This is a genomic window from Gordonia sp. DT101 (genome assembly GCF_049844895.1).
Classification (GTDB): Bacteria; Actinomycetota; Actinomycetes; order Mycobacteriales; family Mycobacteriaceae; genus Gordonia.
Genome location: NZ_JBNCLX010000002.1, coordinates 102,832 through 121,402 on the forward strand (window position 1 = coordinate 102,832; position 18,571 = coordinate 121,402).

The window sequence follows — 18,571 nt, forward strand, 5'->3', positions numbered from 1 at the left end:
GCCTCGGACGGTCAGAACAGTGTGTCGGGCCGTACGTAGTTGGCCAGATCGATCAGCATGAACCGGTGGTCCCGGTTGATGCGCGTCTGCCGGGCCAACCCGCGCAGACAGCGCTCGGTACCTGCCCGTAAACCGGGTTCGGTGAACGGGTACCCGAGCAGCACGGTCGGCTGGAGGTCCGGGTCCATGTCCGGGTTCTCGTGGACCCAGCCGAGTGCCGTGCCGAGGACGATGAGCAACAGGCGCTGCTTACGGGGTTCGCTCTCGGGCATCACCCCCACCCGTCGCGCCGCCTCGACGATGTGTTCGCGGGTGATGGTGCTCATCGGTCTGCCGTGGACCAGCGCCAGGACCGCCGTCGCGCGGGCGGTGTTGAAATGCCGGCTCGTCGGTGGCACCTCGTCCAGGGGCTCGATCGCCTCGTCCACCTTGCCGGCGGCGACCGTCAGACGCGCGAGACCGAATGCGGCGGTGACGATCGCGTGATCGGTGAGCCACAGATCGTGGTAGTGGTGCGCGGCGATGTCGAACAATTCGGTGATGCGCCTGCCCTGCTCGTCCGACGACGAGTTCTCGTCGGAGAACCACCGGCCGATGAGCTCGGCCGTCCCCGCGACCGCGAGCTTGGGTGCCACCTCGCCCGGCATCGCCTGCAGGACATCGCTGAACCGCTCATAGGCCAGCTCGGGCTCGTCGTTCATCAGCGCGCAGATGGCCATGTACCACTGTATGCGCCATGAATCCCCGTGGTGTGCGGAGACATCACTGAGCAGTTCCAGTGCGGTGTCGACGTCGTCGAGCTCGAGATGCGCGCGCGCCTCGGCGAGGTCGATCTCCAGCGACGGATGCGGATTGTCGGTCGGCCTGCCGAGCAGCGAGGCGAAGCCGTCGGCGCGTGCCGCATGGATCGAGTCGAGAGTCTGCCGCGGATCGGACAGCGCTGCCGAGGTCAGCAGTGCGGCAGCGGGATCGAGCGGATTGACCAGGGGCAGGGGCAGGGCTCGGGCGATGTCGACGGGGTCGTAGAACGCGGCCTGATCCGGATCGAAGAAACCGTCGACGGGTGCCAGCATCAGGTCGGTGCCGAACGTGGATCGCTGCGGCGTGAACACCGTCGAGAGCGACGGGCGTGGGACACCGGTGTGCGCCGCGACGATTTCGCGGAGGACGTTGAGGACCTGCGTGGTCATCTCGTCCGTCGAGGCGAAGCGCTCGGCCGGATCGGAGGCGGTGGCCCGTTGCAGCAGAAGGTAATACGACGGGTTGTCAGCCAGTACCGAGTTCTCGTCCGGTGACGGTAGGCCGTCGAGGTGGCGGCCGTCCGCCTTGGGCAGGTCCACCGTGAGGGCGGCGAGGGTGCGGCCGATGCTGTAGATGTCGGTCGCGATCTGCGGTCCGGTCTTGACGATCTCGGGTGCCTGGAACCCTGGCGTCCCGTACAGGTGGCCGTAATCGTTGATCGGGGAGACGGCACCGAGGTCGATGAGCTTGACCTCGTCGCTCCCGACCATGATGTTCTCCGGTTTGACGTCGTTGTAGACCAGCCCGACCGAGTGCAGATATCCCACGGCGGGAAGCACTTCCAGCATGTAGGCCATGGCTGTCTCGACTGGAAGCAGGTGGGTGTCGACTTTCCCGCGTGAACCGGTGGGGGTGCTGTCGCCGCTTCCCCTGCTGGTCGGGCCGCTTGTCGTGGAACTGCCCTCGTCGGTCGTCATCTGCTTCAGCGTCTGACCGCCGATGTACTCCATCACGATGTAGCCGAAGCGATCCCCGTACTCGTTCACGTGCTCGACGAAGTTGTAGATCTTGACGATGCCGGGGTGGTTGACCGATGCCAGGAACTGCCGCTCGGCGACGGCCACCGCCTGCGCCTCGGAATCCGACGAGTTCAGCAGGCCCTTGAGGACCACCGGCCGGTCCGAGACGTTGCGGTCGATGGCGAGGTAGATCCAGCCGAGTCCACCGTGGGCGATCGCGCCGGTGATCTCGTACTGGTCGGCGACCAGGGTTCCGCGGGCCAGCCCGGGCACGAAGGAATAGCGTGAACCGCAATGCGGGCACTCTCCGGTGAGATCGCCCTTTCCCCGGCCGGCGCTGCGCCCTACCGGCTTTCCGCACCGCCAGCAGGTTCGTTTGCGTTCGGCGATGACCGGATTGGCCAGCACCGCATCCTCGGGCTCGATGTCGGTGATCTTGGGCAGTTCGACGAGACCGCTGCCGAGCCGGCGGTCGTGCACCATCGACCGATTACGGGGGATGAGCCGCCGGGACGAACCGAACGCCGCGATTCCCTCGTTGGGGATGGTCGGTCTCGACCGCCCGGAGACCCGGTCGGTCGGGGTGTTGCCCGAGTCCGGCGCCGCAGCCTGGGTTCTGACGTCGAGGTCGGCGAGGTCGGCGGCCTGGGTCCCGACGTCGAGTTCGTCGAAGTCCTCGTCGATCAACTCGTCGCGGCTGACCGCTTGCGTGCCCAGGTCGACCTCTCCCGCCTCGTCGGCGGGAGTTGCTGTGTCGGTGCGCTTCTGGTGCTCGCTCATCTCGCAGTCACTCGTCGGGTCAGTCGCGGTACACGGGTTGTGGCGGTCCGTTGCCCGGACCCAGGATGGACAGCCAGTGATCGTACATCTGTTGCCAACGGCCGCTGATGCGCAGTTCGTTCAACACACCGTTGACAAAGCGCACCATGTCGTCCTGGCCCTTGGGGATGCCGACGCCGTAGTACTCCTCGCCGAGGCTCGGGCCGACCAGCTGCACCCACGGGTCCTGTTCGGCGAGACCGGCGAGGATCGCGTCGTCGGTGGTGGCCGCGTCCACCTGGCCCTGCTGCATCATCACCAGGCAGTCCGCCCAGGTGGTGGTGGTGACCATTCTGGCACGTGGCTGAATTGCCTGGATGCGGCCGATCGAGGTGGCCCCGCGCGCGGAGCAGACCCGTTTGCCCGCCAGATCTGCCGGGCCGTTGATACCGGAGGTCCGGGTGGAGAGGATGCGCTGGGAGGCAATGTAGTACGGACTCGAGAACGCGACGTCCTGAACGCGGTCGCAGGTGATGCTCATGGTCTTCACCACGACGTCGACGCTGTGGTCGACGAGGGCCTGGGTGCGTTCTGCGGAGCTCAGCACGCGGTACTCGATCGTGTTCGGGTCGTCGAAGATCGCCTGGGCTATCGCGCGGGCGATGTCGACATCGAAGCCTTGGATGTCGCCGGTGAGGGGATCGCGGAAACTGAACAGGTTGCTCCCGATGTCGAGTCCGACGATCAGGCGTCCGCGACCGAGGATGTCGGCCATGGTGGTGTGCTGAGGCATCTGCGCGGGCACCGGCATCGGACCGGGCCGCAGGCTGGCCGTCGCGTCGCAGGTCTCGGAGGTCGGTGCCGGCTCACGGGCGGCATCGGTCTCCGCGCCCGGCGGGGTGGGCTGCACACCGAACGCGACCGGTGGCGGCGACGGAGGGGCCGGGAACCGCACGCAGCCCGTGGCGGCGACGCAGACGAACAGCAGGACGACCATCGCGCGCACCCATCCCACGCGGGACCTGCCCATCCCGTCGTCGGGTCGCCTCGCGCGTGTGCCCGGGTACCTCATCGGTACTCCCGGATACGCGGGATGAGGCCGATGATCACGGCCACCCCGGCGAACAGGGTCAGCAGCAGGATGCCGGTACCCGTGTATCCGAGTACCCGCTGCGCGGTGTTGATGTCGTCGCGGAAGGAAAGGCGGGTGGTGGTGATGGTGTCGACCAGCGCCCGATCCAGATCGCCGTAGGCCTTCGCTGTCGAATTGGGGCCATCACCCACGGTCATCGTGCGGGCACGCGCGAAATTGCCCGAGCTCATCTGCGACCGGACCTGCGCGTCGAGTTCCTTCCAGCGGGCCAGGACGTAGTTGGCGTTGTAGAGCTGTCCCGCCGACACCGCGCTCGAGTCGTCGCGATCCTTGCCCAATTGGTCGAGGGTGCGGCCGATATTCGTGGTCGCGTCCGTGAATGTCCGGTCCAGATCGTCCTGATCGCCGCGTCGCACCAGCGACAGCGTCTCCGCGGACCTGGCCTGCTGGGTCATGATGCGCGCCGACGTGAGGTCGCGGAGGGGATCGGCGCCGTCGATGCGCGCGTTGTTGGTCGCCGCGACCGACATGAGACCCGACGCCAGCAGCCAGACCGTGCCCACGATCACCGCGATGAGGGCGGCGAGCACGCCGATGTTGAAGCGGCGACGGGTACGTCTTCGGAGGTATCGGCTGGTCGCGACGAGCCCGACGATGAGCACGATGAGCGCGGCGTACACGCCCCACGGCGGGACGGTGAGGGTGCTCTGCGGATCGGCGATCGATCGGGAGCGACGTTCGTAGAGTCGTTGGGCGGCGGGCAGGATCTTGTCCTGCATCATCGTCGAGGCCTGACCCAGGTATGAGGAGCCCACCGGGTTGCCGAGCCGGTTGTTGGTGCGCGCGGTCTCGATGAGTCCGCTGTATGCCGGGATGTTGATGGCCAGGGTCCGCAGATCGGCGTTCGACTCCCGCTGTGCGGTGGCGTTCTCGGATTCGGCGAGGTCGTGGGTGGTGCCGGCCGCCGTGATCAGCGACGACGACGCCGTGGCCAGCGCGTCGGAGTAGCGCGTGCGGAGTTCCGGGGATTCCAGTCCGCCCGAGATGAACGCCGAGTTCGCCGCGGCGTCGGCGATCGACAGCGAGCTGTAGAGGACCTGCGAGGCCTCCGCGAGCGGCTCGGTCCGGTCGATCATCTCCTGCAGCGTCTGGGTGCGCTTCTCCAGGGTGTTGGATGCGTACAAGCCGGCGGTCAGACAGGCGAGGGCCAGGATCACCAGGATCAGGACGAGCTTGCCCGGGCTGGTGACCGCATAGTGACGCAGGGTGGTCAACGGCGACTGCGCGCGCTGACGCGCGGCGGCGACCAGATCCCGTCGGTCTGCGAGTACCTGCCGGATCGGTGGGGCGGAAGAAGTGGGCCGGATGGTCCGGCCCGCGCGGGTGAGCGCGGTCCGCATGTGCGAGACGTCGCCGGTCACCTCACGGTCCTTCCGAATTCTCCATGTTTCCGGCGTCGCTTTCCGGTAGTGCCGGGCATGCCGGCGTTGGGCTCACGGTCTCCACCTTGTGTGTCGCACCGGGCAGCGCACACGTTTCAGGTACCGGTTTTCCGGTATCGGCGACGATTCCCTCCCGGTCGGGATCGGTGTTCCTCACCGGTCTCAAGCCTAGTCCTCGTCGCCCTGACCGGCTCGACTTGAGCGGCCGTGTCCCCGGGTCGGTGGGATGCAGATCCGCGATGACTTTCCCTGGCCTGTGTCGCGCAACTCACATACCGTGGAGAGGGTCTGGGTCACCGGACGGGAAACCGACGGCAGGAGGCAGGGTGCGCGGAGACGGCGACGGATGGGTGATCGATCCGGACGGTTCGCGCTACTGGGGGCGTCACGGGGCAGCCGGATTGCTGTTGCGGGCACCACTGCCCGACGGTTCCACGGCGATCCTGTTGCAGCATCGCGCGGTGTGGTCACATCAGGGCGGGACGTGGGGGCTTCCCGGCGGCGCGCGCGATTCGCACGAGAGCGCGATCGACACGGCGGTCCGTGAGGCGCATGAGGAGGCCGGTGTCGGCGGTGACGACCTGCACGTGGTCGCGGCGCTCGTCACCCATCAGGCGCCGAGCGGCTGGACGTACACCACGGTCATCGCGGATATCGACGAGCCGGTGCGCACCGTGGCCAATTTCGAGTCCGCGGAACTGCGCTGGGTTCCCGAGAACGACGTGGCGGAACTGCCTCTGCACCCGGCGTTCGGCAACGCGTGGCCGGGACTGCGAGAGCGCATCAGCGCTCTCGACCCCCAGAGCTGATATCCCCAGAGATGATCGGGTCCCGCAGCCGGTTGGCCCCGGCGATCAGGGCGTTGACGTTGGCCTCGTCGCCGGTGGCGCCGTCGCCGTAGGCCCAGCACTGCCGGTCGTCGGCCTCGCAGAGCAGGAATGTCGTCACCGTGCCGCCGACCTCGCGCTGGTGGAGGCTGAGGATCTGTATCGGCGCTCCGATGTCATGGAGCATGGACGTCATCGCACCGATCGGTCCGGCCGCGCTGGCGTGCAGCGTCATGATCCGGTCGGCAAAAGCGATGGTTGCGCGGCAGGTGACCATGTCCTCTCGTCCGGTCTCGATGCTGAACGAGCCGAGCCGGATGGCGCCGGTGGGTGCGTATTCGTCGGTGAATCCTTGCCACGTCATGTCGGCTGCCTCCTCACGCATGCCTCGGGGCAGGGCGCATCCGAATCGGCGAATGAAGGGGTCGGGTGCGAAGGGGTCGGGTGCGTCACACGGACAGGGTTGCTGAGAAAGATGAAGGCTGTGCATCTCGTGTCTACGTTTCGGTCGAAGGAAAGGTGACCGACGAGCAGAGAGCGCAACGACCCCGCAGCGGGGGGTCGGTCGATCAGACCCCGCTGCGGCGGGTTACGAGAATGCTCTTCATGCACAACATGATGCCGACCACGATAGACCCGCCCGCCGGGGCGCGGCAACCGGCTTTCGGTCCACTCCGCCAGCGTCGGGTCGGGAACCGAACGAGGGTCAGGTCGTGACGGAGGGATGTCGGCGATGACCCAGACTGTCGATCGCGAGGCGGGCATGGCCGTGCTCGAACAGCTCATGGACGAACGGTGGACGTGTACCCCTTCCTGGTGCGACACCCAGCCGTGGCACACGGTGATCACCCAGGGTGACGGCACCGCACGACTGCGGGAGGCGCTTCTCGCCCACGTGGACACCGACGCCCCGGTCAACACCTTCCGGACCACCCGGGCAGACCTGGACGAGGCGGTGTCGTTCGTCAGCGAGTGAGCGCGGTCCGCAGCTCGTGCGCGGCGTCCTGCGCGTCGTCGGCGGCGGTGATCGCCCGGACGACGACGACGCGACCGGCACCGGCGGCCCGGACCTCGGACAGTCGAACGGCGTCGATGCCACCGATCGCGAACCACGGCTTGGGCGGATCGACGGACGCCGTAGCGTGTACGAGATCGAGTCCGGGTGCGGCCCGGCCCGGTTTGGTCGGAGTCGGCCAGCACGGCCCGACGCAGAAATAGTCGACCGCGTCGTCGACGGCCGCGGCCCGCATCTGTACCTCGTCGTGGGTGGACAGCCCGATGGCGACGTCGGGGCCGGTGATCTGCCGGGCGCGGCCGGCGGGCAGGTCGCCCTGACCCACGTGCAGCACGTCGGCCTCGGCGAGGACGGCCAGATCGGCACGGTCGTTGACCGCGAGCAGCGCGTCGTGCCGGCGCGTCAGGTCGCGGAGCCGGGCGAGGATCTCGAGTTCCTCGCGGGCCTCGAGCGTGCCGAACCGCGCCTCACCGGGCGATCCCTTGTCGCGCAACTGGACGATGTCGACACCACCGGCGAGCGCTGCGGAGACGAACTCGATCAGATCGCCACGTTCGCGCCGGGCGTCGGTGCACAGATACACCCGGGCCGATGACAGGCGGGCGGATCTCGGGCCTCGAGTCGGTGTCACGGAGGCAACGGTAGGCTAGGCGTCACGACACGGGAGCCCGGGGTACGACGGGCTGAGAGTGCGGGCCGAACCTCCGCTGACCGTTTGACCTGATCCGGGTAATGCCGGCGAAGGAAGGATGTCCCCCTTGAGCATCGACCGATCGGCACCGAGCATCGACCGATCTGCACCGAGCATCGACCGATCTGCACCGACACTTGCCGTCGTCGGCGGCGGTGTCATCGGACTGACGTGTGCGCTCGGCGCGGTCGACGCCGGCCACCGGGTCAGGGTCCACGACGCGGGCACCGCCGATCGCGCGGCCTGGGTGGCCGCCGGCATGCTGGGTTCCCTCGGCGAGGGTCACCCCGGCGAGGACGATCTCCTGGCGCTGTCGTCGGCGTCGGTGCGACGCTGGCCGGATCTGGTGGCCCGTTTACGCGATCCGACGGTGATGGCCGCCACCGAGTCATTGTTTGTCGCGGCGTCGTCGGCAGATGCCGAGTATCTGTCGAACCTCGCCGAGTTCGTCTGGTCCCGCGCGCCGCGGGCGCACGATGATCTCCGGCGGGTCGATCTCGCCGAGATCCGTCGACGCGAACCGGGACTGAGCTCACGTCTGCACAGCGGATACCTGGCGGTGGGGGAGGGTGCGGTGGACAACCGCAGGCTGCTGGGCCGCCTTCGCGACGCCCTCATCGATGCGGGAGCGCAGTTCGTCGACGAGCGGGTGGCCGATCTCGCCGATGTCGACGCCGACCAGATCCTGGTCGCCGCCGGCCTGGGCACACGCTCGCTGGTCCCCGACGTGGCACTCCACGCGGCAAAGGGTGAGATCCTGCGGCTGCGCGGAACGCGATGGTCGGTGGCCCAGCCCTCCCGGGTGATCCGCGCCCGGATGCATGGACGGCAGGTCTATCTGGTCCCCCGCGACGACGGGATCGTCGTCGGCGCAACCCAATACGAGCCGCCGGACGAGAGCGAGGCGAAGCCCGAGGTGGGTGGCGTGACCGATCTGCTCGCCGACGCCGTCGACTTGATGCCGGGATTGCGGACCTATGAACTCGCCGAGGCGGCCGCGGGCCTGCGGCCGTGCACCGCCGACGGACTGCCGATCATCCGGCGCGTCGACGACCGGGTCGTCGTGGCGACCGGGCACGGGCGCAACGGAATCCTGTTGGCGCCCTACACCGCCGACAAGGTTCTCGAACTGCTGACGGATCGCTGGGTCGCTGCAGGCGGACTCAGCAGCACCACGAAAGGAGCTGAGCCATCATGACGATTGTCGTCAACGGCGAGGCGACCGATCTCGCGCCCGACGCATCGGTCGGGGATCTGGTCGCGAAACTGGGGCTCCCCGAGCGCGGGATCGCAGTCGCGATCGACGGTGAGGTGGTTCCTCGTGGCCGCTGGGACCGGACCCTGCACGACGACGCGAGCGTGGAGATCGTGACGGCGGTGCAGGGTGGATAGCCGGATCGCGGCCGTGGCCGACACCCCGTTGCGGATCGCCGACCGTGAGTTGACATCGCGCTTGGTCATGGGCACCGGCGGTGCCACCAATCTCGCTGTGCTGGAACGCGCATTGGTGGCGTCGGGGACCGAGTTGACCACCGTGGCGCTGCGGCGGGTGAGTCCCGAGTCCCGGACCGGGATGGTCGAGCTGCTCCGCCGTCTGGACATCGCGATCCTGCCCAACACGGCCGGCTGCCACACCACTGCCGAGGCGGTGCTGACCGCGCAACTCGCGCGTGAGGCCGTCGAAACGCATTGGGTGAAGCTCGAAGTGGTCGCCGACGAGCGCACTCTGCTGCCCGATGCGGTCGAATTAATCGATGCGGCAAGAGCTCTCGTCGACGACGGGTTTGCCGTGCTGGCCTACACCAACGACGACCCGGTCCTCGCCGCGCGGCTGCAGGACCTCGGGGTGGCCGCCGTCATGCCGCTGGGCTCGCCGATCGGAACCGGCCTGGGGATCGCGAATCCACACAACATCGAGATGATCGTCGAGGCGGCGCAGGTCCCGGTGGTACTCGACGCAGGCATCGGCACCGCCAGCGACGCCGCACTGGCGATGGAGCTCGGTTGTGACGCGGTGCTCCTCGCGTCCGCGGTCACCCGCGCCGACGACCCGGAGCGGATGGCGACCGCGATGCGACATGCCGTGATCGCCGGACGGTACGCCGCCGGCGCGGGCCGGATGCCCAAGCGGTTCTGGGCGCAGGCGTCGTCGCCGGCGCGTGCGTAGCCCGTCGACCGGGCCCGATTTCTCGCCGAGCGTGCACAGATCTGCGTCCATCGTGCACAGAATCGTGTCGAGCGTGCGACTGACCACCATGCGGCGCACGGTCGGCGAGAAGCTGCGCACGATCGGCGAGAAACTGTGCACGGTCGGCGAGAAACTGTGCCCGATCGGCGAGAAACTGCACCCGATGGACGGGGTGTCAGGCGGATTCGACCCGCCACATCTGCGTCCGCGCGACGCACCTGTCGCGACGCCGGGCCATTGCCTGCCGGCGTGAATCCTGCATGTAGGAGCCGAAGGCCGCCTCGTCGGCGAACTCGATGATCTGGGTTTCCAGCGGATGGCCGGCATCGTCGTCGACGTTGCGTACGCGGGTGAGCACGCGACCCCGGTGCTCATCGACCAAACGCAGGACATCGTCCTCGTAGGCATGCAATTCCGACTCCTGGCCGGTGACCGGCCAGAGCAGCACCGTGAACATGGTCGGCATGGACACACCCTATGACGGCCCGCGGTGTGGAGTACGCCCGGTGCGTGCCGAGATGTCTATGGTCGAGGTGTGCTGACAGTCGAGAAGCTGACCAAGGACTTCGGGCGGACGCGTGCCGTCGACGATCTGTCCTTCCACGTCCGGCCCGGGGTGGTGACCGGGTTCCTGGGCCCGAACGGGGCAGGAAAATCCACGACGATGCGCATGATGCTCGGATTGGATCGACCGACGTCGGGGACCGCGACCATCAATGGTCGCCCGTATCGCGAGCTCGACCATCCGCTGCGGCAGGTCGGCGCGCTGCTCGACGCCGGGTGGGTGCATCCCAATCGCAGCGCCAGGTCGCATCTGCGGTGGATGGCGGCCTCCAGCAGCATCCCAGCGCGCCGGGTCGACGAGGTGATCGAGATGGTCGGTCTCACGTCGGTGGCCACCAAACGCTCTGGCGGATTCTCGCTCGGCATGAAGCAACGGCTCGGTCTCGCCGGTGCCCTGCTCGGCGACCCGCACACGCTGCTGTTCGACGAGCCGGTCAACGGATTGGATCCGGAGGGCATCGTCTGGATTCGCAACTTCATGCGGCATCTGGCCGGGCAGGGCCGCACCGTCCTGGTGTCGAGCCACCTGCTCACCGAGATGTCGCTGACCGCCGACCATCTCGTGGTGATCGGCCAGGGACGGCTGATCGCCGACTGCTCGGTCGGTGAATTCACCAGCCGGGCCTCGAGCAGCGTGCGGGTCCGCAGCCCTCGACTACCAGACCTGCACCGGGTGCTCGCCGAGGCAGGTCTGAACGTCGTGCCCCTCACCGCATCCGACGGCCGCCCGGCGCTGTCCGTCGCCGAAGTCACCACCGATCAGGTGGGAGATCTCGCGGGGCAGGCCGGGATCGCGTTGCACGAACTGACCGGTACGAGTGCATCCCTGGAAGAGGTCTTCATGTCGATGACCGCGGGCGCGGTCCAGTACCAGGGCGGCGGCCCTCCCGCCCAGCCCGGCAACGACCCTCGAATCCAGGGAGGTCCGCGATGATCGCCGCCATGAACGCCGAACGCATCAAGCTGACGTCCACGCGGTCGCCGTACTGGTGCATCGCCGTGGTCGTCGTGCTCGCGATCGCCGTCGCCGCGCTCACCGGGGCGACCTCGACGGCGCCGCTTGGACCGTCGCCGGGCGAGTCCGCATGGACCGCGCTGATCGGACTGAACGCCTTCGGCGTGCTGGTGCTGATGATCATGGCCGTGCTCGCGGTGACCAGTGAATACCGTTTCGGCACCATCCGGACCACCTTCCAGGCGATCCCGAAACGATCCACCGTCCTGCTCGCCAAGGCCGGTGTGTTCGGTGCGCTCGCCGTGGCGGTCACGCTGGTGCTCGCGGTGGTGGGCATCTTCTTGGTGCGCGGTCTCGCCGGTTCGTCGAGCGGCATCGAGCTCGGCGACCCCGGCGTGGTGCGCCAGATCTGGGGCACCCCCGTGATCGCCGCGCTCTATGTGCTGATCGGACTCGGTGTGGGCGCCATCGTCCGGCACACGGCCGGCGCGATCGTGATCGTGCTGATCTGGAATCTTGCCCTCGAGTCGATCCTGTCCATCCTCCCCAAGGTGGGCGAGCACATCGCGCCGTTCCTGCCGTTCGCCAACGGTTCCCGCTTCCTGAACGAGGGAGCCGGTGACACCCAATACCACTGGAACGTCTACGGATCGCTGATCTACTTCGCCGTCTTCGCGGTCATCATCTTCGTGATCGGGATCGTGATGACCGAGCGCCGTGACGCATAGGGGTCGAATCGCGGTGTTGTCGACCGGGCAATGAGACTAAAATCCCCACATGTCCTCGAACTGGCCTCTGGTCGAGCGCGAGAAAGAGTTCCGCATCATCGAATCCGCGCTGCGCGGTGAGACGGCTGCGTGCGGTGTCGTGCTCACCGGCGATTCGGGGGTCGGCAAGACGACCCTGGCGCGTCACGTCACGGCTGCGCTCGACGGCGGCGTGCGGTGGGTCGCGGGTACCGAGTCGGCCAGGAGCATCCCGCTCGGGGTGTTCGCACACCTGGTGGGACCGGCCACGACCAGCGATCCGGTGACCTATCTGGCTGCGGCGCGCGAATCGCTGCTCGCCGACGGGAACGTCGTGATCGGCGTGGACGACGCCCACCTCCTCGACGAGTTGTCCGCGACGCTGCTGCATCAGCTGGCCATCGATCGCGCGGTGCACATCGTCGCGACGGTCCGCAGTGGCGAGTCGGTGCCGGATGCGGTGACCTCGCTGTGGAAAGACAATCACCTCACACGGATCACGTTGTCGCCGTTCACCAAACAGCAGAGCGTGGAGCTCATCGAGTCGGTGTTGGGCGGACAACTGGAGGGACTCTCGGCCGACCTGATGTGGGAGGCGTCGGGTGGTAACGCGCTGTTCCTCCGGCATCTCGTGGAAGGCGCGCGACAGGCCGACACACTTCGTCAGGTGAACGGTGTGTGGCAGCTGCGGGGACGGGCCGCGATCACCTCGGAACTGGCGTCGCTGTTGGAGAGCCGCATCGAACAGCTCGATGACGCGGTGCTGAATGTGCTGAAGTACCTCGCCCTCTGCGAACCGCTCGACATCGAGATCCTCTCCGAGCTGGCAGGCGAAGAGGCGGTCGAGGAGGCTGAGATCGCCGGCCTGGTCCGCATCTCCCGTGATGGCCGCAGCCTGCAGGTTCGCTACAACCATCCATTGTTCGGCGAGGTCATTCGGCACCGGCTCGGGCTGGCATCGTCACGACGATTGCGTGGGCGTCTGGTCAAGGCCCTCCGCGCGAGGGGTGCGGAGACGCCCACGGAACGCATCCGTCTCGCCGACCTCGCCTTGGAGAGTGACGTCGGCGTCGATGCGGACCTGATGAGCGCGGCCGCGCGCGACGCCCTCGGATTCGCCAACGCCCCGCTCGGTGAGCGGTTCGCACGCGCCGCTGCCGCCGAGGGGAAGGGAGGCGTCGGGGCGGCCGAACCGTTGGCACGGGCGCTGATGTGGCAGGGATACGCGGAAGAAGCGGAAAACGTGCTGGCCGTGTTTCGCCCCGAGGAGCTCAGCGAGTTGGAGCTGGTGCTCTGGGGCGGAATGCGATTCGGCAATCTCTTCTGGGCGCTCGGTGATGCCGAGCGTGCCGATCCGGTGCTGGACATGTTGCGCGAGAAGGTGACCGACCCCAACCTGTCGCTGGTGGTCAAGGGATACGCCGCTGCGCGTGCGGCGTTCGGAAATCGAGTCGACGATGCGATCGCATTGTCCGACGAAGTCCTCGGTTCGCCGAACCCATCTCCGTGGGCGGTGGAGTGGGCGGTCTTCGGCGGGGGCCTGTCGCGAGCGCTGTCGGGTCGCGGCGACGAGGTCGCCGAACTCGCCGCCCGGGCGCGTATCGCGGAGACCACAACCGACGGATTGCTCAGGTTCCCAACCGGTTTGGGTGAGATCCTGGCTCTGACGCTCACGGGCCGGCTCGACGAGGCGGACGTCCGGGCGCAGCGGTACGTCGCGTTCTCGAATGTCGGCCAATATCTGGGCTGGGGGATGGCGGGCATCCTGGTGTCGGTGGTCGAACTGGCGCGCGGCGACAGCTCGGCGGTGATCCGGCGTATGGACCAGACCCTGGCGACGCTCGACAGCGGCCGGGCCGCCGAATCCTGGAACTATCCGGCGCAGTTCTATCTGGTCCAGGCGCTCAGCGCGGCCGGGCGTACCGAGCGGGCCGAACGCGCATTGCGTAAGGCGCAGGACCGATTCGGCAGGCACATCGCGGTGTTCGGACCGATGCTCGCGATCGCGAAGTCGTGGCAGGAGGCGGCCGCGGGCACGGTGTCGGTGGCGGCGAAGACGGCGGGCGAGGCGGCCGGCGAAGCGCGGGAGTCCGGGCAATACGCGATCGAGGCCGAAGCGCTCCACTCGGCGGCCCGTTTCGGCGATTCCTCGGGTGCGCAACGCCTGCGGGAGCTGGCCGGCCGGATCGACGGGCCGCTCGCGGAGCTCTACGCGCGACACGCAGAGGCACTGGCAGCCGGCGACGCCGTCGAACTCGATCTCTGCGCAACCGAACTCGAACAGCTCGGAGTCCGGCTGTCGGCGGCCGACGCGGCCGCCCAGGCGAGTGTCCTGCACGAGGCTGCGGGCCACCGGGCGGCGACCGTCGCCGCGGCGGCGGTCGCCAATCGCCTCGCCGCGGAATGTGGCGGTCTGCGGACGCCGGCGCTGGTCGAGGCGGCGCAGCCGCTTCCGTTGACCACCCGTGAGCGCGAGATCGCCAATCTGGTGGCCGCGGGACTGTCCAACAAGGAGATCGCCGGACGCCTGACGGTGTCAGTGCGGACGGTCGAGGGCCACATCTATCGGGCCTGCACGAAACTCGACGTCGCCGACCGTTCCGAGATCGCCACCCTGCTGCTCAAGGCGAATGCGGGTACTGCCTGAGCACGGTCTGGACCCTGTCTGGTCGAACCAGTCATGGGTGGGTCGATCTGGGGCCACAATGAGCGCAACCGGTCCGGATCGTCGGGGTCGGGAGGCGTGAGAGGTGGTGTGTCGTGGGCGACTCGTTGGTGCTCGCGGAGGTGCGCACGGAATGTGAGCTGCAGGCGGTGCGGGAGTGGGCCGCGACCACCCATCCCGACGCCCCGGTGCGGGCACTGCGTGAGGTGGCCGCCGACGATCTGGAACCCGACACCGAGTTGATCCCCGCACGTGCTGTCTGGCTGCCCGCGGTGCGGCAGGGGGAGCGTCGGGTCTCGTTGGCGGACGTGCTGGTCCTGTCCAATCCCCGACGACCCATGGCGATACGGCAGAAGGCGATCAGGAATCGGCGACCCGATCGGCTGCGCGTGGTGCAGGGGGAACCGGCCACGGTGGCCGACCTGCGTGAGCGCTACGCCAACGAGTTCGCCGAAGGGGAACCGTTCACCGCATTCGTGTCCGTGCAGGCGTCGCTGTCGGCGGAGCGTGCCGAGCGTCAGATCGTCGGTGACCGGTACAAGGTGCCGAGGCTGGTCGCCGAACAGATCAGCTCGTCGGCGCGGTTCCAGGCCAAGGCGGCCAAGCTCGCCGCCGAACTCGGTCGCCCGGCCGCGGTGGTGGTGCAGGAGGCGACCGACAAGATGTCGAACTTCGTCGCCACCCAGAGCCGTCTGATGGACGACGTCTTCTCCTCGGTCTTCAGCAACCTGCACGAACGGACCTGGACCGTGTCGGTCGACCTCGACACGCTGAACCGCCTGCGCACCCTCAACAGGTCACACGGCCTGGTGTTCCTGCCGTCGCACCGCTCCTACGTCGATCCGCTGGTGCTCGCCGAGGTCCTGCGTGGTCACGACTTCCCGCCGAATCTCGTTCTGGGGGGCAACAATCTGTCGTTCTGGCCCGTCGGGCCCATCGCCCGCCGGGCCGGGATGATCTTCATCCGCCGCAAATTCGGCGGCGATCCCGTCTACAAGTTCGCGATGCGGTCCTATCTGTCGTTCATCGTGGAGAAACGGTTCAACCTCGAGTGGTACATCGAAGGGGGCCGCAGCCGGACCGGCAAGCTGCGCAAGCCGATGCTCGGTCTGCTCGCCTACGTCGTCGACGCGGTCGAGCAACTCGAGGATTCCGACGTGATGGTGGTGCCGACCTCGATTGTCTACGACCAGCTGCACGAGATCGGCGCGATGGCGGCCGAATCCGCGGGCGGCACCAAGAAGCCGGAGGGCATCACCTGGCTGCTGAAGTACGCGAAGGCCCAGCGAAGCTACCTCGGGGAGGCGCGCGTTCGCTTCGGAGAACCGTTCTCGCTGCGGCAGGCGCTGCGCGAGGCCGGCGAGGGGCGGGCCAGACTGGACAAGGTCGCGTTCAAGGTGATGGACGAGATCAATGCCGCCACACCGATCTCGGCGACATCGCTCGCCGGCTTCGCGATCCTCGGTGCGCGCGATCGCGCGTACACCGCGGCGGAGATCGAGGCGATCCTCGCGCCGCTGCTCGACTACATCGATCGACGGGAGCTGCCCGGACCCGATCCCGCGTTGTGCCGCGGTGTCGGATTGCGGCGCACCTTGCGGGAGCTCACCGACGCGGGCGTGTTGACCACCTATGACGGCGGCACCGACACGGTCTGGTCGATCGCCCCCGACAACCACGCCGTCGCGGCCTACTACCGGAACGGGGCGCTGCACCATTTCGTCGATCGTGCGATCGTCGAACTGGGATTGCTGGCCACCGCCGACGGCGAGCTGGTGGTCGGCGAGGGTGGGTTGCTGCCGGCCGCCCAGCAGGAGGCATTGCGGATCCGGGATCTGCTGAAGTTCGAGTTCTTCTTCCCGACCAAGGACGTCTTCCTGCACCGGCTCGGCGTCGAGCTCGATCTGCTCGCCCCTGGGTGGCGCGAGGTGTCGCCGAGCCCCGAATGGACCGATCGGGTGCTGCACGACCATGCCGGCACGCTGTTCGCACGCCGCACCCTGCAGCCGTTCTTCGACGCCCAGCTGGTGGTGGCCGAACGGCTCGTCTGCCTGGGCGACGGCTCGCTCGGAAAGGATCAGGTGCTCGCCGACTGCCTCGGCCTGGGCAGGCAACTGTCGTTGCAGGGCATCGTGCGCAGCAAGGACTCGGTCTCGACGGAGCTCTACGACGCGGCCTATCAGCTGGCCGAGAACCGGGGACTCGTTCCGGACGACGGCGTCGGTCGCGGTGACACCGATCTCGCGACCGCTCGGCAGAAGTGGCTCGACGAGGTGCGCTCGATGCGCGAACGGTTGCGGCGAATCGCCTGGATCGAGGCCGAGCAGGCGGGATTGCTCGCATGAGTACGGTCGCGGACCGACTGCGCGAGATCCGGTCGGCGCCCACCGGGAAGAAGGTCGGGGCGTTCTTCGACTACGACGGCACCCTCATCGAGGGCTTCTCCGCGAGCGCGATCACGCGGGCCCGGGTGAAGAGTCTCGAGTTCGGTCTCGGCGAACTCGGCAGCTTCCTGCTGATCGCGCTGCGTGGGGTGAAGTCCGAGCAGGATTACGCCGAAGTGCTGGAGGCGACCAGACCGACCTTCGCCGGCAAGACCTATGCCGAGATGGTCGCGTTCGGCGACGATCTGTTCAGACACGAGACCGCGTCGCATCTGCGTCCGCAGATGTGGCAGCTGCTGCGGGCGCATCGCGAGATGGGCCATCGGATCGTCATCGCGTCGTCGGCCACGCGATTCCAGATCGAGCCCATCGCCCGCGAGATCGAGGCCGACCACGCACTCGCGACCGACGTCGAGGTGATCGACGGGATCGTCACCGGTGAGATTCTCGGGCGACCGCTGTGGGGTCCGGGCAAGGCCGCCGCGGTGCGGGCGCTGGCGCGCGAACACGAGATGGACCTCGACGCGTCGTTCGCCTACAGCGACGGAAACGAGGACATCCCCTACCTGGAGTCGGTCGGACATCCGGCGGCGGTCTCACCCCGGTATGGCCTGCGCGCGGAGGCCCAGGCGCGGGGCTGGCCGATCCTCGATCTGCGCAACCCGAGCTACAACCGGCTGGCGATGGCGGCGCGGACCGGCGCGTTCTACGGCTCCTTCATCGGGTCGGCGGTGCTCGGGGCCGCCGGTGGACTCGTTCGCCGGGATCCGAGCGTGCTCGTGGAGTCGGCCATCCCGGCCGGGAACGATCTCGGGCTGCGCATCGCGGGCGTCGGCGTGCGCGTTCTCGACGGCGCCGAGTACCTGACGTCGAACCGCCCATGCGTGTTCGTGTTCAACCATCAGTCCAAACTCGACCTGCCCGTGATCATCCATCTGGTCCGCCGCGACGCGACCGGCGTCGCCAAGAAGGAGGTCAAGCGGGTGCCGGTGCTAGGGCAGATCCTGGACGCGGCAGGCCTGGTCTTCATCGACCGGGCCGATGCGGGCAAGGCGATCGAGCAGATGCAGCCCGCGGTCCGCAAGCTCCGCGACGAGGGTGTGTCGCTGGTGGTCGCGCCGGAGGGCACCCGGTCGTCGACACCGCGGATCGGGCCGTTCAAGAAGGGGCCGTTTCACATCGCGATGCAGGCAGGCGTACCGGTGGTGCCCGTGGTGCTCCGCAACACCGGTGAATTGATGTGGCGTGGTTCGCAATTGATCAAACCCGGCACGGTGGAGGTCAAGGTGTTGCCGCCGGTCGACACGTCGCAGTGGCGGCCGGAGGACGCCGGGAAGCATGCCGACGAGGTCCGGCAGATGTTCGTCAGCGCACTGGCCGACTGGCCGGTCGAATCGTTTGAGGACGGCCGGATGACCCGAGCGACGGGGGTGTGGGAGTGAGCAGCACCGACCAGCCACTGGACTGGGCCAACGAGCCGCA

General features: G+C 68.0%; 16 protein-coding genes and 1 riboswitch. Of the genes, 10 read left to right on the top strand and 6 right to left on the bottom strand.

Going from position 1 to position 18,571, the window contains the following annotated elements:
* Nucleotides 1-11: 11 nt before the first annotated feature.
* The 3 genes from ACLQ3I_RS06995 to ACLQ3I_RS07005 form a co-directional block, all read right to left on the bottom strand.
* Nucleotides 12-2,540 carry a tetratricopeptide repeat protein gene (locus tag ACLQ3I_RS06995; RefSeq protein ID WP_425800865.1) on the bottom strand — a complete coding sequence of 843 codons (2,529 nt, stop codon included), beginning with the start codon at nucleotides 2,538-2,540 and terminating at the stop codon, nucleotides 12-14.
* A 19-nt stretch (nucleotides 2,541-2,559) separates the two neighbouring features.
* Complete coding sequence (locus ACLQ3I_RS07000; protein ID WP_425792805.1) at nucleotides 2,560-3,516, bottom strand: glutamate ABC transporter substrate-binding protein; 957 nt, start codon at nucleotides 3,514-3,516, stop codon at nucleotides 2,560-2,562.
* A gap of 71 nt (nucleotides 3,517-3,587) precedes the next feature.
* The gene (locus ACLQ3I_RS07005; protein ID WP_425800867.1) at nucleotides 3,588-5,033 is read right to left on the bottom strand and encodes a hypothetical protein; all 1,446 of its coding nucleotides are present in this window, start codon (nucleotides 5,031-5,033) and stop codon (nucleotides 3,588-3,590) included.
* A 347-nt stretch (nucleotides 5,034-5,380) separates the two neighbouring features.
* Here ACLQ3I_RS07005 and ACLQ3I_RS07010 point away from each other — a divergent pair, with 347 nt between their 5' ends.
* Nucleotides 5,381-5,863 carry an NUDIX hydrolase gene (locus tag ACLQ3I_RS07010; protein ID WP_164310488.1) on the top strand — a complete coding sequence of 161 codons (483 nt, stop codon included), beginning with the start codon at nucleotides 5,381-5,383 and terminating at the stop codon, nucleotides 5,861-5,863.
* On the opposite strand, the gene ACLQ3I_RS07015 is transcribed toward ACLQ3I_RS07010, so the two are convergent.
* The gene (locus ACLQ3I_RS07015) at nucleotides 5,838-6,245 is read right to left on the bottom strand and encodes a hypothetical protein (RefSeq protein ID WP_425792197.1); all 408 of its coding nucleotides are present in this window, start codon (nucleotides 6,243-6,245) and stop codon (nucleotides 5,838-5,840) included. The genes ACLQ3I_RS07010 and ACLQ3I_RS07015 overlap by 26 nt on opposite strands.
* A gap of 369 nt (nucleotides 6,246-6,614) precedes the next feature.
* On the opposite strand from ACLQ3I_RS07015, the gene ACLQ3I_RS07020 reads away from it, so the two are divergent.
* A complete protein-coding gene (locus tag ACLQ3I_RS07020; protein WP_425800869.1) occupies nucleotides 6,615-6,857 on the top strand; it encodes a hypothetical protein in 243 nt (80 codons plus the stop codon).
* Here ACLQ3I_RS07020 and thiE read toward each other — a convergent pair.
* Nucleotides 6,847-7,527, bottom strand: coding sequence for a thiamine phosphate synthase (gene thiE / locus ACLQ3I_RS07025; protein ID WP_425800871.1), 681 nt, complete (start codon nucleotides 7,525-7,527; stop codon nucleotides 6,847-6,849). The two genes, ACLQ3I_RS07020 and thiE, sit on opposite strands and share 11 nt — an antisense overlap.
* A gap of 19 nt (nucleotides 7,528-7,546) precedes the next feature.
* Nucleotides 7,547-7,661: riboswitch (TPP riboswitch) on the top strand.
* On the opposite strand from thiE, the gene thiO reads away from it, so the two are divergent.
* The 3 genes from thiO (at nucleotide 7,646) to ACLQ3I_RS07040 (ending at nucleotide 9,754) form a co-directional block, all read left to right on the top strand.
* The gene (gene thiO / locus ACLQ3I_RS07030) at nucleotides 7,646-8,785 is read left to right on the top strand and encodes a glycine oxidase ThiO (RefSeq protein ID WP_425800873.1); all 1,140 of its coding nucleotides are present in this window, start codon (nucleotides 7,646-7,648) and stop codon (nucleotides 8,783-8,785) included. It overlaps the preceding riboswitch by 16 nt.
* Complete coding sequence (gene thiS / locus ACLQ3I_RS07035) at nucleotides 8,782-8,979, top strand: sulfur carrier protein ThiS (RefSeq protein WP_425792201.1); 198 nt, start codon at nucleotides 8,782-8,784, stop codon at nucleotides 8,977-8,979. The genes thiO and thiS overlap by 4 nt, the downstream gene beginning before the upstream one ends.
* The gene (locus ACLQ3I_RS07040) at nucleotides 8,972-9,754 is read left to right on the top strand and encodes a thiazole synthase (RefSeq protein WP_425800875.1); all 783 of its coding nucleotides are present in this window, start codon (nucleotides 8,972-8,974) and stop codon (nucleotides 9,752-9,754) included. Before thiS ends, ACLQ3I_RS07040 begins: the two co-directional genes overlap by 8 nt.
* A gap of 196 nt (nucleotides 9,755-9,950) precedes the next feature.
* Here the strand turns inward: ACLQ3I_RS07040 and ACLQ3I_RS07045 are convergent, their stop codons facing one another.
* On the bottom strand, nucleotides 9,951-10,241 hold the full coding sequence (locus tag ACLQ3I_RS07045) for a DUF1330 domain-containing protein (RefSeq protein ID WP_425800877.1): 291 nt from the start codon (nucleotides 10,239-10,241) through the stop codon (nucleotides 9,951-9,953).
* 69 nt (nucleotides 10,242-10,310) lie between these two features.
* Here ACLQ3I_RS07045 and ACLQ3I_RS07050 point away from each other — a divergent pair, with 69 nt between their 5' ends.
* The 5 genes from ACLQ3I_RS07050 (at nucleotide 10,311) to ACLQ3I_RS07070 (ending at nucleotide 18,531) form a co-directional block, all read left to right on the top strand.
* Nucleotides 10,311-11,273: an ABC transporter ATP-binding protein gene (locus ACLQ3I_RS07050; protein ID WP_425792204.1), complete on the top strand. Its 963-nt coding sequence runs from the start codon at nucleotides 10,311-10,313 to the stop codon at nucleotides 11,271-11,273.
* Nucleotides 11,270-12,022 carry an ABC transporter permease gene (locus tag ACLQ3I_RS07055; protein ID WP_425792205.1) on the top strand — a complete coding sequence of 251 codons (753 nt, stop codon included), beginning with the start codon at nucleotides 11,270-11,272 and terminating at the stop codon, nucleotides 12,020-12,022. The genes ACLQ3I_RS07050 and ACLQ3I_RS07055 overlap by 4 nt, the downstream gene beginning before the upstream one ends.
* Before the next feature lie 49 nt (nucleotides 12,023-12,071).
* Nucleotides 12,072-14,687 (top strand): LuxR C-terminal-related transcriptional regulator, encoded by a 2,616-nt coding sequence (locus ACLQ3I_RS07060; protein WP_425792206.1) that lies wholly within the window; start codon nucleotides 12,072-12,074, stop codon nucleotides 14,685-14,687.
* 113 nt (nucleotides 14,688-14,800) lie between these two features.
* Nucleotides 14,801-17,050 (top strand): glycerol-3-phosphate 1-O-acyltransferase, encoded by a 2,250-nt coding sequence (locus ACLQ3I_RS07065; protein ID WP_425792207.1) that lies wholly within the window; start codon nucleotides 14,801-14,803, stop codon nucleotides 17,048-17,050.
* Nucleotides 17,047-18,531, top strand: a complete 1,485-nt coding sequence (locus tag ACLQ3I_RS07070; RefSeq protein WP_425792208.1) for an HAD-IB family hydrolase — start codon at nucleotides 17,047-17,049, stop codon at nucleotides 18,529-18,531. Before ACLQ3I_RS07065 ends, ACLQ3I_RS07070 begins: the two co-directional genes overlap by 4 nt.
* The last annotated feature ends 40 nt before the right edge of the window (nucleotides 18,532-18,571 follow it).

What these genes read in the sequence shown, in the direction of transcription:
- ACLQ3I_RS07000 (WP_425792805.1), bottom strand. Translation starts at nt 3,516, where the DNA reads ATGGTCGTCCTGCTGTTCGTCTGCGTCGCCGCCACGGGCTGCGTGCGG.
- thiO (WP_425800873.1), top strand. Translation starts at nt 7,646, where the DNA reads ATGTCCCCCTTGAGCATCGACCGATCGGCACCGAGCATCGACCGATCT.
- ACLQ3I_RS07070 (WP_425792208.1), top strand. Translation starts at nt 17,047, where the DNA reads ATGAGTACGGTCGCGGACCGACTGCGCGAGATCCGGTCGGCGCCCACC.
- ACLQ3I_RS07055 (WP_425792205.1), top strand. Translation starts at nt 11,270, where the DNA reads ATGATCGCCGCCATGAACGCCGAACGCATCAAGCTGACGTCCACGCGG.
- ACLQ3I_RS07020 (WP_425800869.1), top strand. Translation starts at nt 6,615, where the DNA reads ATGACCCAGACTGTCGATCGCGAGGCGGGCATGGCCGTGCTCGAACAG.
- thiS (WP_425792201.1), top strand. Translation starts at nt 8,782, where the DNA reads ATGACGATTGTCGTCAACGGCGAGGCGACCGATCTCGCGCCCGACGCA.
- ACLQ3I_RS07060 (WP_425792206.1), top strand. Translation starts at nt 12,072, where the DNA reads ATGTCCTCGAACTGGCCTCTGGTCGAGCGCGAGAAAGAGTTCCGCATC.
- ACLQ3I_RS06995 (WP_425800865.1), bottom strand. Translation starts at nt 2,540, where the DNA reads ATGAGCGAGCACCAGAAGCGCACCGACACAGCAACTCCCGCCGACGAG.
- ACLQ3I_RS07045 (WP_425800877.1), bottom strand. Translation starts at nt 10,241, where the DNA reads ATGCCGACCATGTTCACGGTGCTGCTCTGGCCGGTCACCGGCCAGGAG.
- ACLQ3I_RS07015 (WP_425792197.1), bottom strand. Translation starts at nt 6,245, where the DNA reads ATGACGTGGCAAGGATTCACCGACGAATACGCACCCACCGGCGCCATC.